Origin of the sequence: Vibrio sp. LB10LO1, assembly GCF_010092875.1 — a bacterium.
In the GTDB taxonomy this organism is placed as follows: Bacteria; Pseudomonadota; Gammaproteobacteria; order Enterobacterales; family Vibrionaceae; genus Vibrio; species Vibrio campbellii.
The window spans coordinates 179,092-201,671 of the sequence record NZ_JAADJW010000004.1 but is presented as its reverse complement, the minus strand read 5'-3'; the positions used below and the strand labels follow the sequence as shown (position 1 = coordinate 201,671).

General features: G+C 47.4%; 15 protein-coding genes. 3 read left to right on the top strand and 12 right to left on the bottom strand.

Annotated features, from left to right (window positions below; translation table 11 throughout):
• Positions 1-82: 82 nt before the first annotated feature.
• On the bottom strand, positions 83-2,857 hold the full coding sequence (locus tag GXP65_RS04700) for a glycoside hydrolase family 3 protein (RefSeq protein ID WP_162092159.1): 2,775 nt from the start codon (positions 2,855-2,857) through the stop codon (positions 83-85).
• Between the two features lie 259 nt (positions 2,858-3,116).
• Here GXP65_RS04700 and GXP65_RS04695 point away from each other — a divergent pair, with 259 nt between their 5' ends.
• Positions 3,117-3,995: an AraC family transcriptional regulator gene (locus tag GXP65_RS04695; protein ID WP_162092158.1), complete on the top strand. Its 879-nt coding sequence runs from the start codon at positions 3,117-3,119 to the stop codon at positions 3,993-3,995.
• Between the two features lie 199 nt (positions 3,996-4,194).
• On the opposite strand, the gene GXP65_RS04690 is transcribed toward GXP65_RS04695, so the two are convergent.
• Positions 4,195-5,493: a carbohydrate porin gene (locus tag GXP65_RS04690; protein WP_005428254.1), complete on the bottom strand. Its 1,299-nt coding sequence runs from the start codon at positions 5,491-5,493 to the stop codon at positions 4,195-4,197.
• Between the two features lie 952 nt (positions 5,494-6,445).
• Here GXP65_RS04690 and GXP65_RS04685 point away from each other — a divergent pair.
• The gene (locus GXP65_RS04685) at positions 6,446-7,450 is read left to right on the top strand and encodes a LacI family DNA-binding transcriptional regulator (RefSeq protein ID WP_162092157.1); all 1,005 of its coding nucleotides are present in this window, start codon (positions 6,446-6,448) and stop codon (positions 7,448-7,450) included.
• Positions 7,451-7,539: 89 nt separating this feature from the next.
• Here GXP65_RS04685 and GXP65_RS04680 read toward each other — a convergent pair whose 3' ends face one another.
• The 6 genes from GXP65_RS04680 to GXP65_RS04655 form a co-directional block, all read right to left on the bottom strand.
• A complete protein-coding gene (locus GXP65_RS04680) occupies positions 7,540-10,989 on the bottom strand; it encodes a hypothetical protein (protein ID WP_162092156.1) in 3,450 nt (1,149 codons plus the stop codon).
• A gap of 65 nt (positions 10,990-11,054) precedes the next feature.
• The gene (locus tag GXP65_RS04675; protein ID WP_038888527.1) at positions 11,055-12,038 is read right to left on the bottom strand and encodes an ABC transporter ATP-binding protein; all 984 of its coding nucleotides are present in this window, start codon (positions 12,036-12,038) and stop codon (positions 11,055-11,057) included.
• A gap of 13 nt (positions 12,039-12,051) precedes the next feature.
• Positions 12,052-13,005 carry an ABC transporter ATP-binding protein gene (locus tag GXP65_RS04670; RefSeq protein WP_162092155.1) on the bottom strand — a complete coding sequence of 318 codons (954 nt, stop codon included), beginning with the start codon at positions 13,003-13,005 and terminating at the stop codon, positions 12,052-12,054.
• The gene (locus tag GXP65_RS04665; protein WP_009706761.1) at positions 13,002-13,994 is read right to left on the bottom strand and encodes an ABC transporter permease; all 993 of its coding nucleotides are present in this window, start codon (positions 13,992-13,994) and stop codon (positions 13,002-13,004) included. Before GXP65_RS04665 ends, GXP65_RS04670 begins: the two co-directional genes overlap by 4 nt.
• An 8-nt stretch (positions 13,995-14,002) precedes the next feature.
• On the bottom strand, positions 14,003-14,977 hold the full coding sequence (locus GXP65_RS04660) for an ABC transporter permease (protein ID WP_005428401.1): 975 nt from the start codon (positions 14,975-14,977) through the stop codon (positions 14,003-14,005).
• Positions 14,978-15,080: 103 nt separating this feature from the next.
• Positions 15,081-16,715 carry an ABC transporter substrate-binding protein gene (locus GXP65_RS04655; protein WP_045383137.1) on the bottom strand — a complete coding sequence of 545 codons (1,635 nt, stop codon included), beginning with the start codon at positions 16,713-16,715 and terminating at the stop codon, positions 15,081-15,083.
• 525 nt (positions 16,716-17,240) lie between these two features.
• Between GXP65_RS04655 and GXP65_RS04650 the strand changes: the two genes are divergently transcribed.
• A complete protein-coding gene (locus GXP65_RS04650) occupies positions 17,241-18,020 on the top strand; it encodes a transporter substrate-binding domain-containing protein (RefSeq protein WP_162092154.1) in 780 nt (259 codons plus the stop codon).
• A gap of 55 nt (positions 18,021-18,075) precedes the next feature.
• Here the strand turns inward: GXP65_RS04650 and GXP65_RS04645 are convergent, their stop codons facing one another.
• The 4 genes from GXP65_RS04645 to GXP65_RS04630 all read right to left on the bottom strand — a co-directional run bounded on the left by GXP65_RS04645 (position 18,076) and on the right by GXP65_RS04630 (position 22,579).
• Positions 18,076-19,095 (bottom strand): substrate-binding domain-containing protein, encoded by a 1,020-nt coding sequence (locus GXP65_RS04645; RefSeq protein ID WP_005428256.1) that lies wholly within the window; start codon positions 19,093-19,095, stop codon positions 18,076-18,078.
• A gap of 130 nt (positions 19,096-19,225) precedes the next feature.
• Positions 19,226-20,320 carry a sn-glycerol-3-phosphate ABC transporter ATP-binding protein UgpC gene (gene ugpC / locus GXP65_RS04640; protein ID WP_010453536.1) on the bottom strand — a complete coding sequence of 365 codons (1,095 nt, stop codon included), beginning with the start codon at positions 20,318-20,320 and terminating at the stop codon, positions 19,226-19,228.
• The gene (locus GXP65_RS04635) at positions 20,320-21,669 is read right to left on the bottom strand and encodes a GH1 family beta-glucosidase (RefSeq protein WP_162092153.1); all 1,350 of its coding nucleotides are present in this window, start codon (positions 21,667-21,669) and stop codon (positions 20,320-20,322) included. Before GXP65_RS04635 ends, ugpC begins: the two co-directional genes overlap by 1 nt.
• Positions 21,670-21,694: 25 nt before the next feature.
• The gene (locus GXP65_RS04630; RefSeq protein ID WP_009706754.1) at positions 21,695-22,579 is read right to left on the bottom strand and encodes a carbohydrate ABC transporter permease; all 885 of its coding nucleotides are present in this window, start codon (positions 22,577-22,579) and stop codon (positions 21,695-21,697) included.
• Position 22,580 lies beyond the last annotated feature (1 nt).

Genomic DNA, 22,580 nt, shown 5'->3' with positions numbered 1-22,580 from the left:
ACTTTTTGAGGAATTTTGAAGAAATTTATCCAGTAAATCACACTATTATTTATACTTATAAATCCACGCCAATCATTCACCATTACTCTTTGATAATCGTGATTTTTTCCAGCTCTAAACCCGGCTTAACAAAGTTAATATCCAAGGTGTAGAACCCAGGATTCAACTTCACCGTCAAACCTTCTACCGTAATCAATTCACCGTCCGTGCCATGCATTGGTAACGTCATACTGAAGTCTTTATTGAGGAATAGACTGCAAGAAGATTGAGCCAGAGAATCACGCTCGTACTTCATCATGCCGTTGAACTGGTATACACCTTCCTCGTCCACCTTAAGCACAACCGAAGCGTTCACTTTCGTATTCAAGGTAATTTCCTGTTCAACGGAATGCGTTTCTTCACTTGGTTGCTCAGTTTGTGCAATAAAGGTTTTGATTGGTTCGTAAGCTTTCAGCGGTCGTTCCATGACTGGAGCGGCCATGATGAAGCGACAGATATTCATCGCAGAGCGTTGCAACTCACCAATGGTCAGCGTGCCGTTTTCTAGCGCTTCTAGCGTGTCATCGCCCATCGCATTACTCTCTGCACCGTCATTCTCGACCACCATGTAAAGATCGTTTTGTGCACGCACCATAAATGAAGTAAAGGTTTTACTCTCTTCACCCGCTTCGATTGGGTCATTCATCTTCGCCCACCAATCCGTCATCACAATACCGGTGTAGCCCCACTCATTACGCAGAATAGTGGTGTTTAAGTCGTAGTTGGATGCCGCCCAATGTCCATTCACTGGGTTGTATGACGTCATGATGGTGGTCGCATTACCTTGCTTCACTGCCATCTCAAACGGCTTGATATGGATTTCACGCAGTGCACGCTCAGACATAATGCTGTCCACATCCACACGAGCGGTTTCTTGATCGTTCGCCGCATAGTGTTTGATGGTGCCCGACACACCCGCTTTGCTTAAACCACGAGTTTGCGCTGCCGCCATTACGCCCGTCATAAACGGATCTTCAGAGAAGTACTCGAAGTTACGTCCATTCAAAGGGTGGCGATGAATATTGATGCCAGGGCCAAGCAAGGTATCGATGTGGTTGGCACGCAACTCTTCACCAATTAGGAAGAACAGCTCTTCGTTTAGGGCGGAGTTCCAAGTACAACCAAGCAAAGTGCCAATTGGTACTTGCGTTGCCTTGTGTCCACTGTCCATACGAATACCTGACGGTCCATCTGCTGCCGCTGCCGTTGGAATACCTAGTTCAAACAGACTGTCCGATACACCACCAAACGCGGCTGCCGTTCCCGGTGTCACTTTCGGGCTGCACATACCTTCACCACGAACGATAGTGGCAAGTTGCTCCGGTGACATCTGCGCGACAAAGTCCTCTAGGCTCGCTTTGCCTTGTTTCACATCCATCAACTTGATGCCTTGGTTGCCGGTCAGCTCGAACGTGCGAGGCATATTAGCTTGGATACGCTCAGCTAAAGAAACGCTGTGTTGTGGCGTCATTTCATGGCTCAACGCATACGTGCCATTGTCGCTCTTTTGTGCAGGCTTCATGCGTTCAAATTCATGGATTGGCGCACAAGCCTCACTCAATACTTCAACGACTAATGTGTCATCCAATTGGTACGTCGCCGCAACTGGCTTAGCGTGACGTACACTTTCACCAATACAGAACTGGTAGCAACCTGCTTCCAGCACATAACAGCTGCGATGTCCGGTCGCACCGCTGTCATCATAAGAAGCGAGCGAAGCAACAGGTACTGAGATACGAACCAACTCACTCGCGCCAGGCTTAAGTGTTTCTGTTTTAGCAAAGCCCGCCAACACGCGAGCAGGTTTACCTAGCTTGCCTTGGGGCGCTTCAACATAAAGCTGCACCACTTCTTTGGCGGCAAATTCAGAGCCAACGTTGCTCACTTCAACATCAAAGTGCAGCACAGCATCTGCGCCTTGCCCTTCGGTTGTGAACTCGACCAAATCACGGCTGAAATCGGTGTACGATAGGCCAGTACCAAACTCAAACTGCACCACTTCAGGATTGAAGGTTTCAAAGTAACGGTATCCCACGTAGATATCTTCAACGTAGATGTTGCAATCTTTACGCCCAAAGTTCGCCGATGATGGGTAGTCGGCAAGATCATAAGCAATCGAGTCGGTCAAACGTCCACTTGGCGATTGCTCGCCAGAAACGATATCCGCCAAACCATGACCGCCTTCCATACCCGCAGCCCAGCTGTAGAGCACACCTTTGATGGATTGATTGCCTTCGATAGTGTTTAACCACGCCATGTCCATGATGTTGGTGACGTTCATCACTACGATCACGTCGTTGAAGTAGCGATTGACCTTAGCGATCATGTCCGCTTCTTCTGCAGTTAAACGGTAGCTGCCCGGCTCGTCGGCGTTGTCTTGGTCTTCACCAGCGGTACGACCAATAAACACCATGGCTTTGTTGGAACTCGATGCCGCTTTGGCCACAAGTTCATCAGTCAGTGGCATTTCCTGTTGGAACCAAGGTTCCGCCGCCCAACCACCGCCGCCATCGTCAAATGGGTGCTCTGCAATCCAATCTTGGTAGACCGCAACCAACTCTTCATTCAAACGAACCTTTGCATTAGCGCGCAAACCGTCTAGCGCACTGATCGCGTAAGGCACATTCACTGCCCCGCCCGAACCTGTGCCGCTGCGGTGCGTATCAATTTGGCAGCGACCAAACAGAGAAAGAGTATCTTGCGCGGTCAGAGGTAAAACCGCGTCATTATTTCTGAGAAGTACAATCCCTTCAGCTGCCGCTTGTCGGCTTACAGGGACGAGGTTCTTTTGCGCTTGGCTAATTTGTTTATTGTTCATACACAACCCACAACCGTTCATTTTTATTTCGTATTTCAGCGCGCTGAATGACAACGGGTCACTAAAGTCGCGCAAGTCGTTATTGGCATCGCTCTTTTCACCAGCTAAACAGGCATTGAAGGCAAGTTAAAAAACGTCGCCAGCCCAGCAAAAACGGGCAAAAAACGTCGATGATAATTCGTTTTTCTATGGGGAAATAGTATGCTGACCGAATGCGCCATTCTACCAAAATGACGACAGTAAAAAGGAATATCGCGACATGAGCATCATCTACCAACTTAAAGCACATCAGAAGCACAGTCATCTCAAGTTTGCCTACGTCGACGGACATCACCATTGTGATTTTGCCGCCCACAAACATGACTTTTCTGAACTGTTTTTAGTGGTCAGTGGCAGCGGTAAACACACGGTAGCAGAATACGAATACCCACTGCGCAAAGGTGATGTATTTGTGATTAATGGCGACATAGAGCACGGCTTTCGAGACGTAAACAAACTCAAGATCATTAATTTGATGTTTGACTCCAGCACGCCGTTTTTTGAAATCCCTTCGATGCGCCAGTTATCCGGTTACCAAGCCATGTTCAAAGTCGAACCAATCGCGAGACAAACCACCGAGTACAAAGCCAAACTGACCCTCGACCGTCAGCAATTGCCAGAAATCGAGCGCCTTTTGTCAGATTTGAAGTCGGAATATGAAGCCTCACAGCCCGGATTTGAAGTCATGCTAACCAGCTTAATGCAGCAGTTGGTGATTGCTCTTTCCCGAATGTATCAAGACCAGAGCCAAGAGTTGCCACAAACCACACTTGCACTCAGCCGTGCCTTGGTATTTATCGAGCAGCACTTCAGTGATGTCGGCGTAAACAGCGATGCAATTGCGAAAGCAGCCTTCATCAGTAAACGTCAGTTAGAAAGGCTGTTTCGCCAGTTTTTAGACACGTCGCCAAACCAGTATTTGCGTGATGTGCAGCTGAACTACGCGACAAAGTTATTGTGTGAAGAGAACGAGCGCTCGGTACAGCACATCGCCGAACTGTGTGGATTTTCGGACAGCAACTATTTCTCGAAATGCTTTAAACAGAAGTTTCAGCACAGTCCGAGAAGTTACCGCAAAGAGCATTTCTTACCGGCATAAAAAAAGCCGCTATGCCAGCGGCTATGAATGGGTAACCATTCACTGCAATATAATCGAGCTCCCCCGTAAGATCCCCAAGTCGATTCAAGATAGTATGTTGCAAATCGTTTCTCGGCTCGGGCATTACCTCTCGCATATTGCCAATGGAGTGAGCGCGGCCCCCAAGAGCCGCACTTGAGTTAAGAATCCACGTATTGGCTTACCACCACGCTTCAAACATGGCACCTACTGTCACGGTATCCACGTCTGATGAAATCTTCTCACCTGTTACTGAATCAAAACCTGTGTACTCGTTGTCTGCATTACCCACTGTCGCGTAGAAACGCAGCATTGGACGAGACCAAGTTTCAGGACCGATCGCCATGTTTTGCGATAGCGTCATTTTCCAAGAGCTGTTGGTTGCGTCGATGTCATCGTAATCAACCACGCTGTAACCCGCTTCTAGCCACGTAGAGTGGATATCGTTCCATTGGTAAGTTGGACGAACAATCGCGTTGTAGTTGACGCGGCTCTCATCACCTTCCACTTCAAGTGCTTGGTAAGCAGCTAGGTATTGAATGCCCGCTTTGTCAGTCAATGAAGTGCTACCATCAAAGCTCACTAGTGTTGCTGTTTGACCGTCAGCTAGGTCAAACACACTGTCTTTTGCGTTGTCAGAGTAACGAACAATTACACGTTGACCCGACATCGATAGCTCACCCGCGACTTGGTATGCCGTTACATCGCTAACATCTTCGCCATCCAATTTTTCAGAAGCAAAACCATAGTTGGCGTATAGGCTTAAATTCGCAGACTCGCCCAGTTTGATGCTGTGAAGTTTACTTGTGATTGCGTAGCGACCGTTGTCACCTACCATGTCGCCTTCAACTTGAGCTACCGCACCGAAGTCCAACATCGCACCACCAAGGTTTAGGTTATAGAAGCCTGCGCCTTGACCATCGTGCATCATCCAAAAGTAGTCGTTCAAATCGGTTTGTGGACGTTGATGGAAGTCACGACCAGCCCAAACATAAAGGTCTGGCTGAGATTCGAATAGGTTTGTCGCACCAGCGTACATCTTCTTCACGTTTACGCCGCCATCGTCAGCCCATGAAGCATCTGCCCAGTGATCCAACATAAACACGAGATCCCAGATTGCACCACCATCACTCTTGAAGGCACGAGCTAACTGGAATTCGCCGCCGTTTTGTTCATTACCTAAACGGCCTGTTGCGTTTGAGTTCAATGCGCCAGCCGTGCCCACTGTCAGAGCATCACTGCCTTGGTAGCCCGCGCCGTAACGTGCGTAACCAGAGAATACGATGCCTAATGGCACTTCCGTTTCTGGTGTTAATACAGCAGGTTGCTGATCGTAGACGTAGCCAGTTTCAATTCTTGTTTCCAATTCTTGAATGCGTTTTTCAAGCGCTTCAATCTCAGAATCAGCAGCAAAAGAAGGTAGAGAAGCAAACGAAGCAGCCACTGCTAGGGTAAGAGGTAAAACCTTAAAGTTTTTCATGATAACTCCATCATTATTATATTTTGCATTTCCAAGAAAGCGCTTTCTTAATGAGGCAAATTTTTTTGCCAGAAATGAGCAAACTGAGCTGATGCTTGAGGTAAAAAGACAGAAATTCCCCAAATATCAGCAAAAAGGCTATTTCCTAGCGCTTTTGACGGCATTATATGGACAAAAAGCGAGCTAAAAAGTGATCACACTCACCAAGAAAGCGTTTTCTTAGTGTATAGATCACATCATTGATACATTTGATCATTAGTTTGAGTGATTGATCATACAAGCAGCTCAAAAAGCTCATTAACGGATAATGAGTCTGCATTCATAGCACCAGCTCGATGCCGATTTTCAGGATGCAACAATGTGAATATCACACCGTTCTAAAGCTCTATCGATGCTCTAGAACCCCTGTAAAAAAGGGCCTTCCACTATTTCAGTGCTAAAATCCATCAAAACTAAGTCGCCCTTAAAGAACGCGCCTAAAACAATCACACTCCTCAAAGCAAAGCCCCTGTAACACATTCTAAAAAGCTCACTACAATACGTCTAAAAGCATAAGCCTTGGTGTTGAAATGCTGTTTTGGCATGAAATCAAGGAAAGCGCTTTCTTTAGGTTACCAGAGAAAAGGGAGATAATTCAGTAAACAGAATTTGTAAAATCTCGTTATTGTTTCATAAGCTGATGAAAATTAGAGAATAAGATCACATTCGCTTTTGCTTCTGTCCTTTACTCTCTTTTTTTATGGGCTAACGAGTCTTAATGTTTTTGAAAGCACTTTCGAACTTTCAGATGCGCGTGATTTCACGTGCGCATTTTTGTTGAATTTATACACCAATGGCTCTCGTTTGGTAGACCAGAGCGCGACCAAGTCGACAAATGTGATGCCTTCTCTATGACGAATAGAAAACGGCGAGTAACATAGTTCGATAATTAGAATGGATAAGGTACTTCCCATTGATCACGATTAAAGAAGTCTCTGAGCTGGCGAAAGTTTCTCAATCTACTGTCTCACGAGCGCTAAACGGCCATCCGACAGTCAAAGAAGCCAACCGTAAAAAGGTATTTGATGCGATTGAAAAGCTGGGCTACAAGCCGAATGCGTTTGCTCAAGCCTTGGCATCTAGCCGTTCAAACAGTATCGGTATGCTGGTTGGTTCTTTAGATGGTCCTTTCTACGGCCCTTTGATGCACAACGCAGAAAACACCGTACGCGAAAACAATAACCATCTGATCGTGACCAGCGGTTTAGAATCACATTCACGTGAAATCGATTCAATTAACTTCCTGCGTTCTAAGCAAGTCGACGGTTTGATCATTCATTCAGACATGCTGTCAGACGATGAATTGATTGAGGTTATTGAGAAGACACCATCAACCATCGTGCTCAACCGCTACATTCCCGAGGTTGCAGATAAGTGCATCTTTATCGATAACGAGTTGGGCGGCTATCTCGCAACCAAGCACATGTTAGAAAACGGCCATACTAAAGTGGCTTGTATTACTGGCCAGCTGAGCAAGATCGATAGTCGAGATCGTCTACAAGGCTACCGTAACGCACTCACTGAACATGGTATTGATTACGACACTAACCTGATTGTAGAAGGTCGCTTTGACCATGAAGATCGCGGGTTAAATCATACCTGTGCTCGTCGATTGCTTGACCGCGATCCTGAAATTACCGCCATCTTCTGCCATAACGACAATATCGCACTCGCGGTATATGACGTCGCGTACGAACGTGGTTTAGAGATTGGGAAGGACATTTCAGTTGTCGGTTTCGATAACGACAGCCACAGCCAACATATTCGTCCAAAACTGACCACAGTAAACTTCCCAGTACGAGAAATGGGTCGTGAGGCCGCTCAAGGGGTAATTGCTTTAGTACATAAACAAGAGCGCCCACTTAAGCATAAACTGACGCCAGAGTTAATCGTGCGAGAGTCTGTCGGAAAACGATGATCTCCACACTCCAGTCGTACCAACTGGTTTGGCTGAATACAGATACAAAAAGGCCCCGATATCGATCGGGGCCTTTGTTTTTCAGCGATTTATGCTCTTAAGAGCGATGTTGGAATCGACACAACGACTTTCTCAACCTCTCCAGAGCGTGTAAAGATTTGCTGACTCAACGCGCTCGATAGCGCCAAACCCTCAACAACAAGCTGCTTACCATTGGATTTAGTTAATACCATACCAGCTTGAATCTTCGACTCCACAAGTTGATACACAAACGGCACTTGGCACAGAGTAAACGCCAACTGATCTTTCTCAACCACATAGCTTTGCGTTTGACCCGCCACACTTTGGCAAGAGAACGATGCCGATTCGGTCAAGAACTCATGACGATGAAGTAAACGTGGGTCGATACGAATCTCGCCCTCTTCAACCAAAATGCCCAGTTCAACAAAGCGCGTAATCACTTCTTCTTTCACCTGCCCGGTCATACCTGGTTGCTGCGCACCAGCATGCTTTGGTGTGTGAGAGTACGGATCTGTTGGGAATGCGCCGTAGTTTTCTGGCGTTTTGTTGAAACCAATACCAGCGCGAACTCGGTAGTAGTATTCCGCTAACTTTTGCGTCTCTTCGCTATCAGCATCCAGTTCACGCGCTGCCAAGTAGTTTTCTTGTACCGCAAGCAATAGCTTAGAAACCATGTGCCAGTAGATACAACCCAAACCTTCGTAACCAAACATGGTACCAGAGCGGCCAGTAAACGCTTTGTGGTTGAACACATCTTCGTATAGAGCTTCAATCGCTTCCCATTCTTCTTCAGCCACATCAGCATACTCACCACGGAGTTGCTGAATCTGAGCTTTAAGATAACCGCTGTTCTCTAGGCTCGCATGGAAGTGGAAATGACCTTGCTCATCCGCATTTACTAGGCGTTGATCGCCCTTACTCAGCATCGAACTTAACACCGGCACCGCATTGATTTGCGCGTCCGTTAAGCTGTTCTTGTTCATGAATGCACTCAAGTCACGATCTGGATACAGCATGAAGCTGTGTTGATCTTCGCGGTACATCTCACTGGCAAACAGATTATCCAGCAAGTTCACCGCTTGCGCTGGTGTCAGGACGCCGGCGCTCAGGGCTGCCACTTGACCTTCCAACATTGGGTACAACTCTTCCACCTGCAGACTTTCCGCTGAGTACGTCAGGATGTTGTAGGCGTTAAACAGGCCATCTTCACGCAAGTTACTAGCAATACTCGAATCCAGCACGGTCAAACTCACCTCAAGTAGCTGCTTGATAGCCGATGCTTCAACGGTGGTTTTGCCCGAGAAACCATTCACACGGTATACGCGCTGACGGAAATCTTCGGCGGCTTTCTCCAACTGAGTCAGGATCGCTTTGCGAGTTTGGCGAGTTACGGTTTCTTGGCGAATCTCTTTTGCCGCTTCCGACAAGATACGAGTGGTTGAAAGTAGCCATTCAAACACTTCTTTAGACATGCTGACCGAAGCGGGTGCATCTGCCAACAGTTGCTGCAAAAACGCGACATAGCGACGCATGTAGTACAGCGTGACCATCGACAAGCCATTACCCACAATCGCATTGTTCGCATCGTTCCATTCTGGTCGCTGAGTATTGAGCCAAATGCCGCCATCAAGTACCAAGTTACTCAGTTTCGCCAACAATGGTACTAGCACTTTCTCAGTCAGGTTGACCATGTACACGTCGTTGTCGTTACCAAGCACCAATCGACCATCACTACCCATCTCAGATACGCGTTGTTCGATGCTGTGTTGCAACTCATCATTGAACGTCACGGTGTCTTTTGGATTGACGAACAACTTCTCAACATCACACAACTCGTAAGGTACGTTCGCGTAGCTGAACACATCCGTTTGCATCATCGCTAACAGATCATCGCGCTGATACTTGTCTGCCAGTTCTAGGAACTTGAGTAAGTAGATGATTTGATGGTCGCCCCAGTAGCCGATATTGCTCCATGGGTCATCTGGCTCCAGCATTTCCCAGTCAATACCATCTTTGGTGATGCGGTATGGGTTGTAGCCATCCATTGTGGATGCATTCACAAACTTGGCTAGGAACGATTGAATAAAGCCAGGATAGCTCAGCGCAATCGCCTCCCAGTTTTGGAAGATGTCACGCCAGTTACCTTGGTAAGAAAGCAAACGCTCGCCATTGTCATCTTTCAGCTTGATTTCGTAGTGGTTCCAAGGACGGCTTGGATCACCGTGGCGACGACCAAACGTCAGCGGCAGATATTCGTAACTTAAGCGGATTAACTGTGCGTCTTCACTCTGCTTAGCAAGGCTCACAAGCTCAGCATGAGTAAACTGTTCCGGCAGGTCATTAAACAGCGCAACATGACGTTCAAACACAAGGCGGTTGGCATTACGAATCGTCGCCAGCACATCTTTTTTATCTAGGGTGTAATTGTTCTCAAATACCCCACCACGCATGTTATTGAACAGCACGTTCGCGTAGTGGTGCACACTGGTCTCTTCTTCTGCAGTGATTTGCCACGCATCCGCACCAGACATCAAACTGATCAGCTCTTGTTGGTTGGCAGCGATGCTCTGTTCAACTTGTTGTGCCATGTTCACTGGCTGCGCAAGGCGATTACGCATCGACGTCACATCGCTATGGCTCTTATCGATATCCGCAATGATCAACCAAGACTTGTTTTGGTTTGCTTCTAGCTTGATAGACTTGTGAATCAAGTAGCTGCCACGTACGCCTTTGGTCAGAGTTTCATTTTGGATTTCACGACCTTGACGGAACGCGCTCACTTGGCTGCTGCTCAATAAGCGCTGGCCATAATCGTTATCGACACTGAATACGGTCGTTGCGAGCAAAGATTCCGCTGGCTCAGCACGATCACTCAGTTTTGCGTACATGGTAAAGAGCGCTAGTGAACTGCCATCAAGCAACTCATTCCATTTGTAGGCATCGACCAAAGCGCTACGAGTTTGCAACGCAGACAGCGGTGCGCCCGATGGCAATAGGTTTTGCAGGCCATCAATCAACTCAATCTCTCGAGTTGTGCCTGACAGATCGGTGATTTGCGAGCGACGAACAAAGCCAAACTCTTCACTGGTGTTCCAGCTGTATTGGAATTTAAGCTTTAACGTGTGGTTAAGCTCTTCAAAAACAATCTTGTCACCAATGGTGTTTTTGTACAGATGGCGCTCAACTTGGTAGAGGCCATCATGATGGCGGTTGAACGGTTCCCACATCGCCACGCCTTGTTCGCTGGCAACTTTAATGATGGTTTTTGAACCCGTGTTTTCCGCACTCTCATGGATGTGATCGACAGATTTGTAAGGGAACAGCGCGTTCTCGGGACGAATACGCCCCGCCGACAAGCTGCCCGTGGATGAAATAAACAGCCAATGGTCACTGGCCGACACGACACTGATGAAAAACGGGTTCATTTGGTCGACATGAGAAATCTTGTAGTATCGCTCGCCGTCCAAATCGACGAAGCTTCCCTCTACGGTTGGGCAAGAATAATGTTCAAAAGTCATAATGTTCTTCCAATAATCATGAAAGCGCTTTCTTTCTACGCTTTTTTTAATAAGCTAATTTGTTTTTATCCTAAGTGGTGGCAGCGTGCGTAATGGTCTTCGCCGACTTTCGTCGCTTCAGGCACCGATTGAGTACACACTTCGGTCGCTTTTAAACAGCGACTGGCAAACGGACAGCCTACGCTGCTTGGCTTCCATAACGGGATCTCACCCTTCTTCGCCATCAAATCACGTTTACCGGAGTTGCCCACTTCAGGCACCGCTGAGAGCAACAACTGGGAATATGGGTGTTGCGGATTTTGTGTCACGTTGTCGCTGTTGCCCCACTCGACCATGTGGCCCACGTACATGACGGCAGTTTTTTCCGCGAAGTAACGCGCGGTCGCGATGTCATGAGTGATGTACATGAAAGAGATGCCGTGCTTGTCTTTCAGATCCGACATCAAGTTCAAAATGCCCAAGCGAACTGACACGTCGAGCATTGAGATAGGCTCATCCGCCAGAATCACTTCAGGGTCGACGGCAATCGCACGAGCAATCGCAACACGTTGGCGCTGACCGCCACTTAGCTCATGTGGGTATTTTTCTGCGGTTTCTTTCACCGGAGACAGACCAACCAGCTCAAGCAGTTCGTAAACCAACTTTGGAATCGCGTCTTTTTCCGCACGTTTGTGGATCAGAAGCGGACGTGCAATATGGTGGTAAATGGTATGAACTGGGTTCAGCGAGCCAAATGGGTCTTGGAAAATCATCTGCACTTGGCGCGCGTATTCCAGCTCGCCGTGCTCTTGAATGTATTCACCCAACTCTTGGCCTTTGAACGTTACCTCACCATCGGTTTTGTCGTAGATGCGCGTCAGAACGCGTGCGCCCGTGCTTTTGCCTGAGCCAGATTCACCTACGATAGCCAGCGCTTCCCCTTTGCGCAGTTCAAACGTGACGTCATTCACCGCTCGCATCAAGTTGCTTTTTGCAGACTGACCAATAGGAAAGTCTTTCACTAGATTCTTTACTGAGAGAATCACTTCTGGGTTTGTTACGTTATCCATTATTCTCTCCCATTTACATCAAATGACATGACACTAGGTTGCCGTTTGTAACTGGCACTAAGGTTGGATCGCTCTTCTGACACTCTGCAAAACATGCATTGCAACGCGCTTGGAAGTTACAGCCTTGCGGGATTTTCAGTAGGTTCACAGGGTTACCCGGAATGCCGTATAAACGCTCTTTCGGTCCGTGAATGGTTGGGAATGAAGAAATCAAACCTTTGGTGTATGGGTGTTGAGGATCACCAAATACGTTCTTCGCATCCCCAAGTTCAATTAAGTTGCCCGCGTACATCACACCAATGCGGTCTGCGATTTCGCCCATCAAGCTCAAGTCATGACTGATGAACAGAATCGAGAAACCAAATTTGCTCTTCAGCTCGTAAAGTTCATTAAGGATTTCACGCTCTACCACCACATCGAGCGCGGTGGTTGGTTCGTCCATGATGATCAGTTTTGGCTCTAACGCGAGCGCAACAGCAATCACCACGCGTTGACGCATGCCGCCACTCAATTGGTGTGGAAAGCTCGCCATGCGGTCGCCGTGAATGCCCACCACACCAAGCAGCTCAACCGCACGGTCATACGCTTCTTGGTAAGTCACTTTTCGGTGCGCAAGAATCACGTCGGTTAACTGCTCACCAATGGTGATCACTGGGTTTAAAGAGTTCATTGCACTTTGGAACACCACAGACACGTCATTCCAGCGGAAGTTGCGTAGCTGCTTATCGTTCATCTTCAACACGTCATGACCTTTGTAGAGAATTTCCCCTTCAGAGATCAGAGCCGGTGCTTTATGCAGACGTGAGATAGCAAATGCCAAGGTACTTTTGCCGCAACCAGACTCACCGGCGATACCGAGCGTTTCACCCGGAGCGATGCTGATGCTGACGTTGTTCACTGCACGAGCTACGCCGTTTGGTGATACATAATCGACGCATAGGTTGTTAATTTCTAATAAGTTGCTCATCTTAGACCTCGGCGCTTATCTGCTTCTTTTTTCAGTTTGTGCCACAGCTTAATGTGTGGACCAGTACGAAGTTTCGGGTTACTCACTTGGTCAATCGACATGTTGATCAGTGCCAGTGCACCACCTGTGATTGCGAGAGCCATCGCAGGAACTAACATCTCCCACCAAGCGCCGGTGTATAGAGACGAAGACGTTTGTGCCCAGTACAACATCGAGCCCCAGCTCACTTCTGTTGCGTCACCCAAACCTAGGATGCCAAGGCCAGCTTCTGAGCCCATTGCGTAAATCACTGTGCCCAAGAAACCACCAAATACAATCGAGACAAGGTTCGGTAGGATTTCGACTAGGATGATGCGGATTTTTGATTCGCCCATTACTTCTGCCGAGATAATGAATTCTTTATTTCGAATCGCCATGGTTTGTGAACGAATGACCCGAGCCCCCCAAGGCCAGGAGGTTATCCCGAGCAATATGGTGATGACGAGGGACCCCACCTGCCCTAAGAAAGCGGCGAGTACAATCAGCAAAGGTAGCTGAGGGAACACCAAGAAAACGTTAGTTAGGAAGTTAAGACGCTCATCGATTTTGCCGCCGAAGTAGCCCGCAGAGACACCGATAATGACGGCTAGGCTCATTGCAATCACACCAGCTGAAATCGCAACCGTGAGTGACTTTCTCGCGCCGTGCAACACTTGGCTGTAAACATCGCGGCCACTACGAGTAGTGCCAAGTACGTGCTCTGCATTTGGCGCTACGTGTGGTCTTGCAACACGACGGTCAGGGTCATGCGTTGCCAGCACAGGAGCGAAAATCGCACCAGCTAGAACAATCGACAGCAGCAAACCACCGATAATGGCAGGCGGGTTGCCATAGAAAAAAGCGTACACTTTGCCGAAGCTTTTTTTGATGCGCTTCCAAGAGAATTTCGACTCACGAGTCATCAGTTCATCGTGCTCAGAAGGCGTTGGGGTATTGATTAATTTTTCCATGATGCACCTTAGTTCGAAATTCGTGGATCAAGCCACACGTACAGCAGATCAGCAATGAAGTTGGCAGTCAGAACCGCCGTCACTAAGATAAGTAAGATGGCTTGGATAAGTGGGTAATCACGCGCCACGATGCCTTTCAGCAGAATGTTGCCCAAGCCTTGGTAGTTGAACACCACCTCAGTCATGATTGAACCTGCGAATGAAAAACCAATCGCCATCGCAATCGCCGTTGCAACAGGCAAGATCGCATTACGACCTGCGTAGCGGCTCATTACTTTGTAGCTGCTTAAGCCTTTCGCTTCTGCCATGGTGACGTAGTCTTCACCCAGCACGTTGATCATCGCGTTACGCATATTGAACACCCATGTCGAGATACCAACCACGACCATTGAGCCCATTGGCAAGATTGCGTGTTTCGCTACACTGCTGATGAATTCCCAGTTAAAACCAGGCTCCAACGACGGGTCATAGGTGTATGCCAACGGCAGCAATTCCATCTTCAAACCGAAGAAGTAGAACAGCAATAAAGCAGTAACGATGTAAGGGAAGTTACTGATGAAGGCCAGTACTGGCGGCACGATTTGACCAAACAGTCCTTCACGACGGTAAGAGGCATAAGTACCAATACTCACACCAATGATCAGCGCCACGATCAGAGAACCTAGCGCTAGGAACATGGTCCATGGCAGTGCCATCGCAATCACTTCAGATACGCTGACTGGGAACATCAAAACCGATGGGCCAAGATCAAGCGTGAAAACACTTTTCATGTAAGCGATGTATTGAACAAAGATGTTGCCATCAACAAAGCCGTACATCTCACGTACAGCATCCATCTGAGCAGGATCCATTCGACCTTGCGCCGCAGCAAACAAGGCATCAACAGGGTCACCAGGCATAAGGCGTGGCAACATGAAGTTGAAAGAGATCGCAATCAGAAAGGCAGTAAAATAAAAGCCAAATCGGCGAGCTAGAAACGACATATCAAACCTTTAACTTACGAGCCACAACACGCACTTACTTTTGCAATTACGGTTGCGGCTCCGATGTTAATTAAAAAACCTACCTACAAATTGAAATCGCTAGTTATTTCAGGTGTAGGTTGTTCAGGATGATCACGCGCTTGCCGCCGTCATACCAAACCGGTTGGATGTAAGGGTCTTTTTCACTTGGCCAACCAACGATATTTTTCGTGCTGTATTGGAACCAAGTTGGGTTTGAGAACAGCGGGATAAATGGCATGTTCTCTGCCGTGAACTCTTGAAGTTCAGAGATGATTGCTTCTTGTTTCTCTGCATCACCAATTTTACCGAAGCTGTCGATCAACTTGTCGATTTCAGGTGAGTGCACACCGTGACCTGCGTGGAAGCCTTTACCAACGCGTGATGTGTGGTAGTACTCTTGGAATGCAAGGATTGGGTTATCCGACACCATTGACCAGTTGATTGACATGGTGAACGCACTGTCTTTCAAGTTCTTGTCGTACACGGCCCAGTCAACGGTTTTCACGTTGGCTTTAATGCCCACATCCGCGAAGTATTCCGTCACCATTTGCACGACCTGAATCCAGTCCGTCCAACCGTTAACCACTTCGATATCAAACTCAACAGTAGAACCATCAGCGTTATCACGGAAGCCGTCGCCATTGCGGTCAACAATACCTGCTTCATCGAGCAAGCTCTGTGCTTTCTTCGCATCGTATTGCGTTAAGTGGCCGAACTTTTTGTTCACATCTTCATCAATGTGCTTTTTGTACAGCTCAGCGATACCACCGACGTTGTAGTTCACGGTTGGGTAACCATAAGCCGCAATATCAACAATTGCTTCACGGTCTAACGACATAGACAGCGCCTGGCGTACACGCAAATCATCAAACGGGGCTTTCTTGGTGTTCACGTACAAGTGAATCGCATCGTTCGCTGGGTACCAGAAGTGGTTATTTTCTTTGTCTTGGCCAACAAACGTGGACTCAACATCTGCAATAAAGTTTGAACCCCAGTCAATTTCACCTTTGATCAGAGCTGGCTGGATCTGTGAGTTATCGTTGTAAGAACGGAAGTTTACACAGTCTAGGTAAGGACGGTTTTCTAGGTAGTAATGTGGGTTACGACACAATTCCATCTGCTGCGGTTTTACGTACTTCACCGTCGTCATCGGGCCGCTGCCTACAGGATTAGGGTTAGTGAACGTTGTGTAATCTGTTACTTTCGACCAAGTGTGTTTAGGGACAATGTGGTAAGCACCGATGCTCCAAAGGAAAGTCGAGTCAGGCTCTGCTAGGTTGAATACCACCGTTTGTTTATCTGTCGCTTCAATGCTCGTTAGGTTACCCGTTGGCCAAATCGCTTTGACATCAAATGCTGGCGCTTTCTTTGTCAGCTCAAAGCTGAACACCACGTCTTCTGCCGTTAATGGCGCACCATCAGACCACTCCAAGCCGTCACGTAATTTTAGCGTGATGGTTTTTAGGTCATCAGAATATTCAACCGACTCAGCCAAACGATAGTGTGTTTCCCCCGTCATGTTGTTCAACACAAACAGTGGCTCGAACATAATGCCGTGTAAGGTGTCCTTAGTCGTGTATGGGTTAAAGTTTTCAACAAACCCGGTGTTGATGATTGGCACCGTTAGCGTACCACCTTGTTTGATGGTGTCCGCTTGAGCGGTAGTAGCAAGCATCATGCTGGCAGCAAATGTAGCGAGCAGAGTTTTCTTATGCATCACATTGTCCTTTTATAATGTTGGATACGAAAAGAAAGCGCTTTCTTTTTATTTCAAAAAAATGAAGCGAACTTTGATGTAGGGTGTAATCAATTCATCATTGCTGATGACACTGACAGGCTCGAATCCACAACAAAGAAAGCGCTTTCTTTATGCGATAGATACTCGTAAAAATGCTTAGGTTCTTCAATAAAAGTGAGCAAAAACAAAGCTCTGATCACAATCAAACAAGATCAATATATTCAATAACTTAAACTAGCGCCAGATCTCACTTAGATATTAAGCCTAATAATTTCAATGAGTTAAAAATAACACCAAAACCTTGTATTTTGTGAGCTCATGCAAGTTTGATCATGCGTGATGTCACAACCGTTTTACGTAAGAGTCAGCCTCAATAAAGCGCGCTCATTAATACAGCCTCCGTGCGCTTGCACACAAAACATCAAGAAACCATAAGAAAGCGCTTTCAATATTAAATAAGCAGTGAAATCATAATCTAATATGATCCACATAGAGGAGAGCGCCATGGTGCAATTTTGGAATGGCAATAAATCAACGATTCGTCAGCAATATGAATGGGAGGCCTTGCAACTTGCGCTTCAAAACTCTCAACAGGAATTGTTTGTAAACAATGACTTAACTGACTATCCAGATGCAAAGGATGAAGGGCAAGTCTTCTCCCACGGAACTGATCTGCTCGTCACCGTTGCTGGCAATAAGAAGTTTGCTCAGGGCAGTTATCTGATGCTTCCACAGCCTTTATGTAAAGGATTATTGGGCTGCCGAGTTTTGATTGTCCGTAAAGACCGATTGGCAGAGTTTCGAGGATTGAGTGAAGCGAAGCTAAAACAAATGAGTATTGGTATTCCTGCAACTTGGGCGGATGCCGATCTGTTTCGCGTTAATCAATACCAAGTCGAAGAGCATGGCAGCCTAGAGGAGCGCTTATTAGCCGTACAGAGTGGCGAATGTGATTACATGGCACTCGGTGCAAATGAAGCCGAAGCGATCGTGACACAATACGCGTACCTTGTTCCCGATTTGGTCGTGGAACCAACTATTATGCTCTATTACCCTTTCCCACTGGTTTTTTACTGCCATCCAGAAAAGGCCGAATTGTTTACAGAGCTCAAGTTGGGGCTGGAACGCAGCCTGAACAATGGTGAACTGGATGAGTTATTTGAACAAACCTACGGCACAGATGTGCGTGCAATGAAGCTCCACCAGCGCCGTGTGTTTCATTTGACCAACCCTATTCTGCCCAGTGAACTGGCTTACTATCAATCGGACTTGTTACCCGCTTAGAGCAGTGATACCCAAGTAACCCTAGCTTTTGAGTATTGGCTACTTGTGTATTGGCTTATTGAGGACGAAATTTCGATACCGTTGAATCACGCACAATCAGATCAATCGGTGGAAGTCGAGTATTGCACTGCTCGCCAGTCAATAAGCCAAGAATCGACTCGGCACAGGCTACCCCAATTTCTTCAACAGGTTGACGTAGTGTGGTCAACCCCGGCGTGAAATACTTCGAAGTAGGCAGATCGTCAAAGCCTATCACTGAGACGTCTTCCGGCACTTTTAAACCGTGGTCGTGCAACGCTTTTATCGCCCCATAAGCGGTCTGATCATTAGCGGCAAACAGCGCAGAGAAATGCACTTTGGATTCAATCAACTCAACGGTGCGTTCATAACCGACTTCGCTGCTGAAATCGCCCTGCTTAATCAGGTTATTACGTACTTTAATCCCCGCTTCAGTGAGTGCCTTCTTATAACCAACAAAGCGTGCAACCGCGTCTGGTTGGTTAAGTAACCCTTTGATGTGGGCGATGTTCACATGGCCTTGTTGCAACAAATGCAGTGTCGCCATATGGCCACCAAGAACGTTATCGATATTGACTGAATGCAGCTTCTCACCGGTGTAGTTGTAACCGACTGCAACCACAGGAATCTTTCTCGCATACTCAACCAACTCATGCTCGGTTAAGCTGCCAGCGACCACAATCACGCCATCAACATTGCTCTTTTCAAGATAATCCAACGCCTGTAACTGCATACTGTGTTGCCAGTACCCCGAAGCAATCACAAGCGAGTAGCCCTTTGGCCCAAGGAACCGCTCCATATCGTTAAAGATACGGCTGGTAAAAGGACTTTCTGGATTTTGAACTAACACACCAATCGTCATCGAGCGCGTATTGCTGCCCTGATTCATCTGGTAGTTCGGTTTGTAATCGAGCGCTTTGATCGCATCTTCTATCGCAATGGTTTTCTCTTTAGAAATAAAGGTGGTGCGATTGAGAAAACGAGATACGGTACTCGGTGAAACCCCGGCGAGTTTGGCGACATCGTAAATGGATGGAGCGCGTTTTTTCTTTTTCATAGTTACCAACATGCAAGCTAATGATAGAAATATATTTAACCGAAAGGAGTACGGCAACGCTTAACGATAAGAAATGAGAGCTTGGTAATTAGCCAGCACGCCTTAAGCGCACTGGCTTTCATATGTCAGATTAGAACGTTGCCAGAGAATTTTCACTCAGCGCGTCAAATAGATGAATCGCATCCAAATCCAAGTATAGAGTTAGCGTATCCACATCCACTTCAGCCGCTTGCGTCTCCACCATTAAAGGCTGACCAGCGATTTCTGTCTTCAGCAGAATACTCGCACCCAATAGCTCTTTATCTTTGATTTTCACCGGGAACGGCAGTACGCGGTCGTGATCCACTTGCTCTGAACGCAAATGAATGTCCGTCGGACGAACGCCAAAGTGCAGGGCTAGGTTCTTCGATGCGTGGGCTTTAAAACGCTCTGGTAAAGGAATACGAACATCACCCAGTTCGACTTCCCAATTGCCTTCTTCACCCACTAACTTCGCATCCAACATGTTCATTGACGGGTTACCGATGAACTGTGCCACGAACTTGTTTGCAGGGCGTTGGAACACTTCAGTTGGCGTGCCAACCTGAGCCACATAACCATCTTTCAGAATCACGATACGATCTGCCAATGTCATCGCTTCAATCTGGTCGTGGGTTACGTAAATCGTCGTCGTTTTCAGTTCGCGATGAAGGTGTTTGATCTCTTCACGCATCACACCACGGAGCTTGGCATCAAGGTTAGACAATGGCTCATCAAACAAGAATACTTTTGGTGTACGCACCATCGCACGTCCCATCGCCACACGTTGACGCTGGCCGCCAGACAGCTCTTTCGGCTTACGATCCAACAGTGCATCCAGCTCCAGCATTTTCGCCGCTTTGCGCACTTCAACGTCGATTTGATCTTTCGGCATGCCCTTTAGCTTGAGCGCAAAGGCGATGTTCTCGTAAACCGTCATGTGTGGGTAAAGCGCGTAGCTTTGGAACACCATCGCAAGGTCACGGTCTTTGGCATCGATTTTGTTCATCAGCTTATCGCCAACGTAAATCTCACCGGCTGTGATGCTCTCTAAACCTGCCAACATACGCAGTGTGGTCGATTTACCACAACCCGATGGACCAAGGAAAACCACGAATTCGCCATCTTGAACGGTAAAGTCGAAGTGCTTGACGACTTCCACATCATCGTAAGATTTTTTGATGTTTTTGAATTCTACTTTAGCCATTATTTGTTCTCCTCAGCTCGCTCTAGCAGCATGTTTCGGTACGCAATCGCACTCTGCTTTAAGGTGCGCTCTTGAGTTTGGTAGTCAACGTGTACGATGCCAAAACGTTGTTTGTAGCCATACGCCCACTCGAAGTTATCCATTAGGCTCCAAGCGAAGTAACCATTCACATTTACGCCTGCTTTGATCGCTTCATCCAGCGCTTCTAAATGCGATTGGAAGTAGCGCACACGTTGTTCATCATTCACTTGACCGGCAACATGGTGATCATCACCCGCTGCGCCGTTTTCAGTGATGTACAGTGGCGGTAGGTTTGAGTAACGCGCTTTTAGACGCAGCAATAGATCAGTTAGCGCTTGTGGGTAGATTTCCCAACCAATAAAGGTGTGCTCTGCTTCTGGTTGAGGAATGCTCTCTAGCATGCCGTTCGCATCAAATCGCACCACACAGCGGGTGTAGAAGTTGATGCCAATGAAGTCTAGGTCAGTACGGATGATATCGAGGTCACCCTCTAGAATCATCGGCATGTTGTGCGCTTGGCGCTTAAGTACGGTTTCTGGGTATGTCCCTTTCAACACTGGGTCCATAAACCAATGGTAACCTTCTGCATCACTGTACTCTGCCGCTTCTACATCTGCCTCTGTGTATGGGTAGGCGGGCGTCGCATTGAACACACAACCGTGCATTGCGTTTGGTGCGTTCTTACGCATGTGTGGAATCGCCAAGCCATGGCCTAACATGAGGTGGTGTGCTGACAAGAAGCCTTCACGCTCACCTTTAATACCTGGCGCATGCTCGCCCCAACGGTAACCTAGGTAAGCAGAACAGAAAGGTTCGTTCAATGTTGCGTAAGAATCAATCTTGTCACCGAAGTAAGCACTAACTACATCCGCATACTCTGCAAACTTGTAAGCCGTTTCACGGTTAAGCCAGCCACCTTTATCCTCAAGGTATTGAGGCAAGTCCCAGTGGTAAAGGGTGACAAACACTTTCAAACCGCGAGCATGACATTCATCGATAATTTGCTCGTAGAACTTCAACCCTTCTTCATTCACCTTGCCATCTTCTGGCAGGATACGAGGCCATGCCATCGACAGACGGTAAGCATCCACGCCAAGACCTTGAATCATCTCAATGTCTTGCTTCCATAAATGAAAGTGATCACACGCCACATCACCGTTATCAGCATTGTCGACGGCGCCAGATTTGTTGCAGAACATATCCCAAATCGATGGGGTGCGTCCGCCAAGTTGTGCACCTCCTTCAATTTGGTAAGAAGACGTCGCGACACCAAATAGAAACTCTGGGCGGCGCATTTTAGAATCTTGGGGTAATTGGAATTTATTCATTATATTTTTATGCCTTAAATTTCTCTTAACCTTTCACAGCGCCTGATGTCAGACCGCTAATCATCTGTTTCGAAGCAAATAAGTAAGTAATTACTAACGGGAGAATAGAGATAGTAGTACCTAGCATCACCGCGCCCCATGGCGTATTTGGAATGCCCTGCACGCTTCGTAGTGCCTGAGTAATCACGTAGTTCTCTGGCGTCGTCAGTACCACCAATGGTTGCATGAACATGTTCCAGAAGAAGACGAACTGCACGATAGCAAGCGTCGCGAGCGCCGGTTTCATCAGTGGCAATACCACACTCCAGTAAGTACGGAATTCACCTGCGCCATCTAGCTTCGCTGCTTCTAACAGCTCTTTCGGAATCGACGCCACCACGTGCTGACGCATCAAGAAAATACCAAATGGCGTGGTGGTGAATGGTAGCCAAACCGCTAAGTGGTTATCGAGCAAACCAAGGAACTTCACGATCATAAAGTAAGGGATCAGGCTCAATACTGGCGGAATCATCATCGAGCCAACCAACATACCAAACAGCACGTTTTTGCCTTTGAACTTGTAGACTGCAAACGCATAGCCACCCATGCTACAAAACAGCAATGAGATCGTGGTGCCTAGGAACGCGATGTAGATGGAGTTAAACATCGCCTGCCAGAAAGGCATAATTTCCAATAGCTTGGCGTAGTTGACTGCTAAGCTATCACCAATGGCAAAGCTGATGCCTGTGCCAAAAATTTCAGTACGGTCACGGGTTGAAAGTAACGCCGACCAAATGAACGGGAATACCGTCATGATGGCAGAAACAATCAGCACGGAGCCGAGCATCACCATCAATACTTTGGTGAAGATCTCGATGCTGCGATCGCTAGGACGCCAACGCTGCGCCGCAGGTAAAGTGTTAGTACTCATC

Coding starts and splice junctions, on each gene's coding strand:
- ugpC (WP_010453536.1), bottom strand. CDS start 20,320: ATGGCTAAAGTAGAATTCAAAAACATCAAAAAATCTTACGATGATGTG.
- GXP65_RS04635 (WP_162092153.1), bottom strand. CDS start 21,669: ATGAATAAATTCCAATTACCCCAAGATTCTAAAATGCGCCGCCCAGAG.
- GXP65_RS04630 (WP_009706754.1), bottom strand. CDS start 22,579: ATGAGTACTAACACTTTACCTGCGGCGCAGCGTTGGCGTCCTAGCGAT.
- GXP65_RS04695 (WP_162092158.1), top strand. CDS start 3,117: ATGAGCATCATCTACCAACTTAAAGCACATCAGAAGCACAGTCATCTC.
- GXP65_RS04690 (WP_005428254.1), bottom strand. CDS start 5,493: ATGAAAAACTTTAAGGTTTTACCTCTTACCCTAGCAGTGGCTGCTTCG.
- GXP65_RS04660 (WP_005428401.1), bottom strand. CDS start 14,977: ATGTCGTTTCTAGCTCGCCGATTTGGCTTTTATTTTACTGCCTTTCTG.
- GXP65_RS04700 (WP_162092159.1), bottom strand. CDS start 2,857: ATGAACAATAAACAAATTAGCCAAGCGCAAAAGAACCTCGTCCCTGTA.
- GXP65_RS04645 (WP_005428256.1), bottom strand. CDS start 19,095: ATGAAAAAGAAAAAACGCGCTCCATCCATTTACGATGTCGCCAAACTC.
- GXP65_RS04655 (WP_045383137.1), bottom strand. CDS start 16,715: ATGCATAAGAAAACTCTGCTCGCTACATTTGCTGCCAGCATGATGCTT.
- GXP65_RS04650 (WP_162092154.1), top strand. CDS start 17,241: ATGGTGCAATTTTGGAATGGCAATAAATCAACGATTCGTCAGCAATAT.
- GXP65_RS04680 (WP_162092156.1), bottom strand. CDS start 10,989: ATGACTTTTGAACATTATTCTTGCCCAACCGTAGAGGGAAGCTTCGTC.
- GXP65_RS04665 (WP_009706761.1), bottom strand. CDS start 13,994: ATGGAAAAATTAATCAATACCCCAACGCCTTCTGAGCACGATGAACTG.
- GXP65_RS04675 (WP_038888527.1), bottom strand. CDS start 12,038: ATGGATAACGTAACAAACCCAGAAGTGATTCTCTCAGTAAAGAATCTA.
- GXP65_RS04670 (WP_162092155.1), bottom strand. CDS start 13,005: ATGAGCAACTTATTAGAAATTAACAACCTATGCGTCGATTATGTATCA.